This is a genomic window from Marilutibacter aestuarii (assembly GCF_006546775.1).
Taxonomy (GTDB): Bacteria; Pseudomonadota; Gammaproteobacteria; order Xanthomonadales; family Xanthomonadaceae; genus Marilutibacter; species Marilutibacter aestuarii.
In genome coordinates this window covers 32,218-41,250 of record NZ_VICE01000057.1, presented here as the reverse complement: position 1 = coordinate 41,250, position 9,033 = coordinate 32,218, and the positions used below count along the sequence as shown (strand labels likewise).

Here is a 9,033-nt window from a genome sequence, read left to right as displayed (position 1 = left end):
CGCCGCGCCTGGCGGCCGACGGCACCCCGCTCGAAACCGTCGACGCCCCGAGGGTGATCGACAACCGGGTCGCCTACCAGGTGGTCTCGATGCTGCGCGACGTGGTCCTGCGCGGCACCGGCACCGCGGCCAAGGTGCTTGGCCGCGAGGATATCGGCGGCAAGACCGGCTCGACCAACGACTACCGCGACGCATGGTTCTCGGGCATGGGCGGCCAGTTCGTCACCACCGTGTGGGTCGGCCGCGACAACTTCCAGTCGCTGGGTCGTGGCGAGTACGGTGGCCGCGCCGCGCTGCCGATCTGGATCGACTACATGCGCGTGGCGACGAAGGACCAGCCCATCACCCCCAACCCGCCACCGGCGGACATGGTCAAGGTCTCGGTGTCGGCCGACGGCCGCCTGCTGCCCGACGGCAGCGGCGGGGTGACGGAATGGGTCAAGACCGAGGACCTGGAACGCATGCAGACCTACGTCCAGTACGACGACGACAGCGTGCCGGCGGAAGAGTCCTTCGACATTTTCTGAACACCGGCATGAAGAAGCATGGTCGCGCCCGCGCCGGGCCGACCCTGCCTTCCCCCTGTCGCGAATGGCGTGATAGCGTTGTCCCGTCGGCCCCTCGGCCGACCTCGGCGGCCCCCGGTTGCCCGAGCCGTGCCGCTGCGGAGGTTCCCATGCCCCACGCCCGACAGCACGCGCATGCCCACCAGCATGCCCAGACCCGTACCCGCGAACGCAGGCACCGCCTGGCCCACGAGGCCGCGCGCCTGATGGCCGAGGGCGGCATCCGCGACTACCACCAGGCCAAGCTCAAGGCGGCGCAGCGCCTGGGCATCCACGACGATGCCTCCCTGCCCCGCAACCGCGAGATCGAAAGCGCCCTGCGCGAGTACCAGCGCCTGTTCCAGCCCGACAACCGCGTGGCCCTGCGTGAACGACGCGAGGCGGCGGTGCACGCGCTGGCGTTCTTCGCACCCTTCGCACCACGTCTCGTGGGGCCGGTCCTCGAGGGCACGGCCGACGCCCACAGCCCTGTCTGCCTGCACCTGCACGACGACGACCCGGACGCCGTGGCCCGCTTCCTGCAGCAACACCGCATTCCCGCCGAATCACGCAGCCGCCACCTGCGCCTGGACCGCGAGCGCGAAGGCGACTTCCCGGTCTGGGTGTTCGCTGCCGATGCCATCAGCGTCGACCTGACCGTGCTGCCCCGGGCCGTGCTGCGACAGGCGCCGCTGTCGGGGATCGACGAGCGGCCGATGGCGCGCGCCTCGGCCAGCCACGTCGAGCAGCTGCTGGCGGACGACGACGCGGCGGACGGCATGCCCGGCATGCCTGCCTGACCAAGGGAGCGTGTCCGCCCGGCCACCGGCGCCGCGTTGACCCCAGCGACTCCTCTCCTCCAATGCCGGGGCCGCATCGTGGACGTGCAGCTGGCCTGTCGCCTGATGGAACTGCCGGGTGCCCGCCTGCTCGCGCACCCGGCGTACCGGCGCTACTTCCAGCGACCCTACCGGCACGGCAACATCTATTTCGGGATCTACGACAGCCATGCCGAGGCCCTGCGCGCCGCCGTCGCCTTCGGATCGGATCGCCTGCCTCCCACTTACGACGTGGCGGAGGCGACGCGCATGTACCGCACCCAGCTGCGGCAGCTGCGCAGTTGCGACTATGCCGCGCTGCTGTGGCTCGAACATGCGATGGCCGAAGGCGCCCGGCGGGTCTTCGACCTGGGCGGGCACATCGGCCTGACCTACTACGGGTTCGGGCGTCGGGTCGCCCTCCCCGGCGACCTCGACTGGTGCGTGCACGACCTGGGCGCGGTGATGGCAGCCGGTCGCGACTGGGCGGCCCGGGCACGACCCGGCCGGGCGCCTGCGCTTCTCCGACTCGCCGCGCGACGCGAACGGCTGCGACCTGCTGATCTGCAGCGGCGCCCTGCAATACCTGGACTACGAGCTTCCGGACCTGCTGGCCAGCCTCGACGCCTCGCCGCGGCACGTCCTGGTGAACCTGTCGCCGATCCATCCCGAGCACGGATTTTTCACCCTGCAGAACCTGGGCATCGCGGTATGTCCGTACCGGGTCGTGGGCCTGCCGGACCTGCAGGCCCGCATGCAAGGCCTGGGTTACGCCATCCATGACCAGTGGGAGCTTCCCGAGCGCCACCTGCGCGTGCCCTTCGCGCCGTCGCGCCGGCTGGACCATTACACGGGCATCTATTTCCGCCGCCAGGCGCCCAGCCGCCACTGAGCCCGCCTCCCCCGCGCCGGCACGCAGCCGGGCCGGAACGACGACGCCCCGCGAAAGCGGGGCGTCGGGTGCGGCGTGAAGGGCGCCGGGGTCAGCGCTTGTCGGCGTCGATGTAGTCGCGCGAGGCCGAGCCGGTGTAGATCTGGCGCGGGCGGCCGATCTTGTTCTCCGGGTCTTCCTGCTGCTCCAGCCAGTGCGCCACCCAGCCGGCGGTGCGGCCGATGGCGAACATGACGGTGAACATCTCGGTCGGGATCTTCAGCGCCTTGTAGATGATGCCGCTGTAGAAATCGACGTTCGGGTACAGCTTGCGCTGCACGAAGTAGTCGTCCTTGAGCGCGGCTTCCTCCAGCTTCAACGCGACGTCCAGCAGCGGATCGTTCACGCCCAGCTCGCCCAGGACCTTGTGGGTCATCTCGCGGATGATCTTCGCGCGCGGATCGAAGTTCTTGTAGACGCGGTGGCCGAAGCCCATCAGGCGGAAGCTGTCGTTCTTGTCCTTGGCCCGGGCCACGGCCGCGTCGACCTTGTCGGGGGTGCCGATCTCGGCCAGCATCTTCAGCACGGCCTCGTTGGCGCCACCGTGGGCAGGCCCCCACAGCGCGGTGATGCCCGCGGCGACCGACGCGTACGGGTTGGCACCGGTCGAACCGACCAGGCGGACGGTCGAGGTCGAGGCGTTCTGCTCGTGGTCGGCATGGAGGATGAAGAGCAGGTCCAGCGCCTTGGCGACGACCGGGTTCATCTCCAGCGGCTCGCTGGGGACCTCGAACATCATGTGCAGGAAGCGGCTGACGTAGTCGAGGTTGTTGCGCGGGAAGCGGATCGGCCAGCCGATCGAATAGCGGTACGCGGCAGCGGCCAGGGTCGGCATCTTCGCCAGCAGGCGGATCGCCGCGAGACGGCGCTGCTCCGGGTCCTCCAGGTCGAGCGTGTCGTGGTAGAACGCCGACAGCGAGGCGGTGGTGCCGGCCAGCATGGCCATCGGGTGCGCGTCGTACTGGAAGCCCTGGAAGAAGTTCTTCAGGCGCTCGTGCATCATCGTGTGATGCGTGACTTCGTGCTCGAACGCGCTGAACTCGGCCGGGGTGGGCAGCTCGCCGTTCATCAGCAGGTACGCGACCTCGAGGAAGCTGGACTTCTCGGCCAACTGTTCGATCGGGTAGCCGCGGTACAGCAGAACGCCGGCGTCGCCGTCGATGTAGGTGATCGCCGACTTGCAGCTCGCGGTCGCGGTGAAGCCCGGATCGTAGGTGAAGCAGCCGGTTTCCTTCGGCAGGCGGGCGATGTCGATGCACGGCGCACCCAGGGTCGGATGCTGCACGGGCAGGACGACGTTCTTGTCGCCGGCGGCAAGGGTGACCTCGCTCAGGCCAGACTTGTTCGAATCGGACACGGAACACTCCTCATGTCGACGTGCGGACGCGGGGCCGCGCACGGATGGGGGGACAGGGATCGCGAAGCGCCCCCGGGGGAGCGGCCTGCAACCTTCTCATTATCGCATACGGGCCCGGAAACGGACCCCGGACCAAAGGACCAGGCCCAGCGCGTCGACCCGCTGCCCACGGCCATACGGCCACCGTGCGACGGGTACGGACGCGATGCCAGAAACGACAACGGCCGCCTTTCGGCAGCCGTTGTGCGGACACACGCGTCGAAGCGCTTACTTCTTCGCGTAGCGGTTGCGGAACTTGTCGATGCGACCGCTGGTATCCATGATCTTGTGCTTGCCCGTGTAGAACGGGTGCGACGCCGACGAAATGTCGACCTTGATCAGGGGGTATTCGTTGCCGTCGTCGAACTTCACCGTCTCCTTGCTGTCGAGGGTGGAACGAGTCAGGAACTGGAAGTCGGTGGTCACGTCTTGGAACACGACTTCGCGGTATTCGGGATGGATGCCGGCCTTCATGGCACTCACCAATCGGTATCGGAGGGAAGCAGCGAAGTATAGCGGCGCTTTTTCCCGCAGGCAAGTCCGGGGCCCGGCGCGGTCGCGGGCCCGGCGTATCCGTTCAGCCATCCGCGCCGACCGCGCCGCGCACCCGGGCCTCGAAGTCCGCCTGGTCGTAGCGCATCAGGATCCGGACGTTGTCCGGCCGGCCGCCCTGCCGGCGCCAGTCGACCACGGTGGCGCCGCGGCTGTGCCGTCCTTCCAGGGCCACGGCCATCGGCCGCGTCTCCACCACCCGGGCCGCATCGGGACGCAGCACCCAGGCCATCGCCAGCGCGTCGGCGCAGAACCAGCGGTCGCCCCGGCGATCGGCCGACCACGCCCGGGTTTGGCGCGAGATCGCCTCGTAGAAGCGGGCCTTGTCGGTATCGGCCGACAGCCAGCGCGCCACCTCGGCATGGTCGAGGCTGTGCGCGACGGTGGCCTCCCAGTCGGCCAGGTCGGTCATCGGGAACGCATCGAAGACGATGTGCGCCGCCTCGGGATCGAAGTGGATGTTGAACTCGGCCGCGGCGGTGATGTTGCCCTGCGAGGTCACCGCCCCGCCCATGACCACGAAGCGCGCCACGCGCGTCGGCAGCGTGGGGTCGAGCCTGAGCGCCAGCGCGATGTTGGTCAGCGGTCCCAATGCGACCAGCACCAGGCGGCCGGCATGCTGGTGGGACAGGCGCAGGATCGCGAGGGCGGCATGCTCGCTCTCCGCGTGCCGAGGCGACGGCGCGTAAGCGGTGTCGCCGAGGCCATCGGCGCCGTGCACGTCGGCCGCATCGGGCGCCGGATGCAGTAGCGGCGTCGGGCACCCGGCGAACACCGGCACCTCGACGCCGGCGACCTCGCAGACCTTCAGCGCGTTGCGGACGGTGTGGTCCAGGCCGACGTTGCCCGCGGCGATGGTCAGGCCGACGACCTCGTGGTCGGGGTCGTTGAAGGCCATCAACAACGCGAGCGCGTCGTCGACGCCGGGATCGGTGTCGATCAAGAGTGGAATCTTCGCATTCATATTCGCAGTATGCCGGTCCGCGAACGACCCTGCAGCGTCCGCCAAGCTCAGCTTCCCGGCCCGTGCCCCGCGCCGGAAGGCCCGTTTTCGTTCAGGTTGCGCCTGGGCGCCTGGCTGCGGATGTGGCAACGCAAGACTCGTTCCGCCCGCTTCCCTGGGTGCGGGCGAGAAGCCGCCGATTCAGTTCTACGCCATCTGAAATTCCAGTCGATTCATTGACTTGTCATCAACCTGTTATCGACATGTGATCGGAACGGTGGGGGATGTCATCACCACTTCAAGCGTCCCCGGCACCGGGGAGCCACGGTGCAGGAAGGGGAGTTTCGGCAAGGGCCCCACGCCCGACGGCGCCGTCCCCGGTCCCTGACTACCGAGAACGCACATGTCACGCACACGATCCGCACGGAACCTGAACCGCCACCTCCTGACGGCGGCGCTGCTGTCCGCCCTCGCCCTGCCCGCCGCGCACGCCGGCACCAACTGCCAGCTGCTCGCCGACGACGGCACGCCCCTCCCGATCGACAGCACCGCGCCGGGCGCCGAGGCCCTGGCCTGCGGCCCGGGCGCCAAGGCCAACGGGGACGGCTCGACGGCGCTGGGCGGGGAAACGACAGCCGATGGCGAAGACGCCACTGCGGTCGGCGCCTGGATCGACATCGATGGCGACGGCCTCGTCGATCCGAACGAAATCACCTGGGCGAATGGTAGCGCATCGACCGCCTTTGGCGCCGCCGCGCAGGCGGTGGGCAACAACAGTACCGCCATCGGAGTGCGCTCGGTCGCCGGTACCAGCGGCAGCGTCGCGATCGGCAACCAGGCTGGGGCTGTCCACGCCGGTTCGAGCAGCACCAACACCCAGGCCTACGACAAGGAGGCCAACCGCTCGGAGTACGGCAACACGCCTCCGGTCGCGACCCCGCCGCCGGGAAACAGCAGCAACAGCGTGGCGGTAGGCACCAATGCCAGCGCCAACGGCAGCAACTCGGTCGCGATGGGCACCAATGCCAAGACGCGCGCGATCAACGGCACGATCGTGTTCACTGAAGACGAAACCCACATCACCCGGGTCGAGACGATCGTCGAGGGCCCGGCGCAGAACTCGGTCGCCATCGGCAACAATGCCTCGGTCAACGGCAACGGCTCGATCGCACTGGGCAATGGCGCCACCGTCGACGGCACCCGGGGATTCGAATTCCCCACCACCACCAACGGACTCTGGTACGGCACGTCCAAGGAAGCAGCGATCAACTCGATCGCAATCGGCAACAACGCCCGCTCACAGGGCAACAACAATGTCGTCATCGGCTCTGGTGCGTTCACCAGTGGCGACTACCGCTATGACAGCCTGGTCTCGTACCTCTCGCCTACCAATGGCTACTACCCCGACCAGAACTCCACGGTGATCGGCACCTCTGCCGGTACCGTGCGCGGCCCGGGCACCGCAATCGGTTTCTCCTCCATAGCCTACAACCCGTTCTCCGTGGCAATGGGGTACTCGGCTTTCTCGCTGGGGATGGGCTCGACCGCCGTCGGTGGCTTCCTGGACTGGGCGCAGGCCTTTGGTGCAGCGCCCCGGGGCCCTGGCACCGGACTCAATTCCTACGGCCGGGCCTATACGGTCAGCCTAGGTGCGGTCGCGGTGGGCGGCGGCGCCTACGCAATGGGCAACTATGGAGCCGCGATCGGCCCGGCTGCCGCTGCTGGCGACCGCGACACCGAGCATGACCCTGGCATGCCGACCCGCCAGTTCGACAGCATCGACCCGACCGTCATCTCCGGTTCGGCGTCGCTGGGCTTCTATGCCCAGGCGCAGGGTCGTGGAAGCGTCGCCATCGGCAACCAGAGCATGGCGTACGACGCGGAAAGCGTCGCCATCGGTTCGTTCGCATCCTCCTACGGCCTGGACGGCATCGCCATCGGCACCAATGCTGTTTCCGCGTGGCACAAGAGCATCGCCATTGGCGAGAACGCCGTCGCCGACGGCGCCTTGGGCGGCACCGCCAACATCGCCTTCGGCCAGAATGCCAGCATCGCAGCCGGCGTCGCCGGCTCCACAAGCAACGCGATCGCCTTCGGCACCGGCGCGCATGCCAGCGAGAACGACGCGCTGGCGATGGGCACCGCCGCCAGCTCCACCGGCGTCGGCGCCACCGCCATGGGCAACGGCGCCCAGGCGATCGCCGACGGCAGCACCGCCGTCGGCGAATACAGCATGACGACCGGCGAGTATTCGACCGCGCTGGGCAACTACGCCTACGCCGAGGGCACGAACAGCCTGGCCTCCGGGACCAACGCCTTCGCCCTGGGCGCCAACAGCGCGGCGATGGGCTACAACAGCATTGCGCTGGAGGACGACTCGGTCGCGCTGGGCGCGTATTCGGTCGCCGATCGTGCCAACACCGTGTCGGTGGGTTCTGTGGGCTACGAGCGCCAGGTCACCCATGTCGCCGCCGGTACCGAGGACACCGACGCGGCCAACGTGGCCCAGTTGAACAGTGCCGTGGCCGATGTCCAGGCCAATGCCGTGGCGGGCATGGAGACGGTGGCCGCCGCACTGGGCGGTGGCGCCACGGTCGACGCCGACGGCATGCTGCTCGCACCCAGCTACAGTGTCCGCGGCGGCAGCTACGACAACGTGGGTTCAGCCTTCGAGGCGGTCGATGCGGCATTCACCGGCTTCGATTCCTCGATCACCGACCTGGGCGCGGCCTTTGACGGCCTGGACGGCACGGTGTCCGATCTCAACGATGGCTATGCCGGCCTGTTCACCCGCATGTCCGACATGGACACCGCCTTCAACGGCCTGAGCACCACCGTGACCGGGCTGGGCCAATCGTTCACGAACCTCGACACCACGGTATCGAACTACGGAACCCGGCTCGACGGCCTGGATTCCCGCCTGGCCGCACTCGAATCGGCGCCGCCGCCGGGCGCGGGCGGTGGCGCCCCGACCGGCACGGGTGACGGCCTCGCGGTCGGAACCGGCAGCCACGCAGCAGATCCGGGCGACACCGCGGTGGGGACCAACGCCACCGTGGGCGCGGACGGCAGCACGGCCGTGGGCACCAACGCCACGATCACCGCCGACGGCACCAACTCCGTCGCGGTCGGCGCGGACTCCAGCGTGACCGCGCCGAATGGCACGGCCATCGGCCAGGGCGCCTCGGTGACGGCGGACAATGCCGTTGCGATCGGCCAGGGCTCGGTCGCCGACCAGGCCGATACGGTTTCGGTCGGCTCGGCCGACAACGAACGCCGCGTCACCCACGTGGCCGACGGCACCGCCGCCACCGACGCCGCCAACGTCGGCCAGGTACAAACCGGCGACGCGGCGACCCTGATGTCGGCGAACGGCTACACCGACACCGTCGCCACCCAGACCCTGGACAGCGCCAACAGCTACACCGACACCGCGTCGGCGCAGACACTGAGCTCAGCCAATGCCTACACCGACAGCCGCTTCCAGGCGTTCGACGATCGCTTCGCGCAGTTGTCCGACGAAGTCGGCGCGCGCCTCGACCACCAGGACGAGCGCATCGACAAGCAGGGCGCGATGAGCGCGGCCATGCTGAACATGGCGATCAATGCCGGCGGCACCCAGAGCCCGCGCGGCCGCGTCGCCGTCGGTGCGGGCTGGCAGAACGGCGAAGGCGCGCTGTCGGTCGGTTACGCGAAGAAGATTGGCGAACGCGCCTCCTTCAGTCTGGGCGGCGCCTTCAGCGACGGCGAGTCATCCGCCGGCGTCGGCTTCGGCATCGATCTTTGACATCTGGCCCCGGGGCGCACCGCGCGTGCGCCCCGGTTCCTACGGAACATCCTTTCGGAAT

The 9,033-nt window shown here is 68.9% G+C and carries 5 protein-coding genes and 2 pseudogenes; 4 read left to right on the top strand and 3 right to left on the bottom strand.

Features of this window, described 5'->3' with window-relative positions; genetic code table 11:
* The 3 genes and pseudogenes from FKV25_RS06135 to FKV25_RS06125 all read left to right on the top strand — a co-directional run.
* Positions 1-527 (top strand): annotated as a pseudogene (locus tag FKV25_RS06135) (penicillin-binding protein 1A); the annotation flags it as partial.
* Between the two features lie 149 nt (positions 528-676).
* Positions 677-1,345, top strand: coding sequence for a hypothetical protein (locus FKV25_RS06130; RefSeq protein WP_141517912.1), 669 nt, complete (start codon positions 677-679; stop codon positions 1,343-1,345).
* Between the two features lie 514 nt (positions 1,346-1,859).
* Positions 1,860-2,255 (top strand): annotated as a pseudogene (locus FKV25_RS06125) (methyltransferase, TIGR04325 family); the annotation flags it as partial.
* 91 nt (positions 2,256-2,346) lie between these two features.
* Here FKV25_RS06125 and FKV25_RS06120 read toward each other — a convergent pair.
* From FKV25_RS06120 to FKV25_RS06110, 3 genes are all read right to left on the bottom strand, one after another.
* Positions 2,347-3,651, bottom strand: a complete 1,305-nt coding sequence (locus FKV25_RS06120; RefSeq protein ID WP_141517910.1) for a citrate synthase — start codon at positions 3,649-3,651, stop codon at positions 2,347-2,349.
* Positions 3,652-3,918: 267 nt separating this feature from the next.
* Complete coding sequence (locus FKV25_RS06115) at positions 3,919-4,164, bottom strand: type B 50S ribosomal protein L31 (RefSeq protein ID WP_141517913.1); 246 nt, start codon at positions 4,162-4,164, stop codon at positions 3,919-3,921.
* A 103-nt stretch (positions 4,165-4,267) separates the two neighbouring features.
* Positions 4,268-5,206, bottom strand: coding sequence for a nucleoside hydrolase (locus FKV25_RS06110; protein ID WP_141517909.1), 939 nt, complete (start codon positions 5,204-5,206; stop codon positions 4,268-4,270).
* Positions 5,207-5,588: 382 nt separating this feature from the next.
* Between FKV25_RS06110 and FKV25_RS06105 the strand changes: the two genes are divergently transcribed.
* Complete coding sequence (locus FKV25_RS06105) at positions 5,589-8,972, top strand: hypothetical protein (protein WP_141517908.1); 3,384 nt, start codon at positions 5,589-5,591, stop codon at positions 8,970-8,972.
* Positions 8,973-9,033 lie beyond the last annotated feature (61 nt).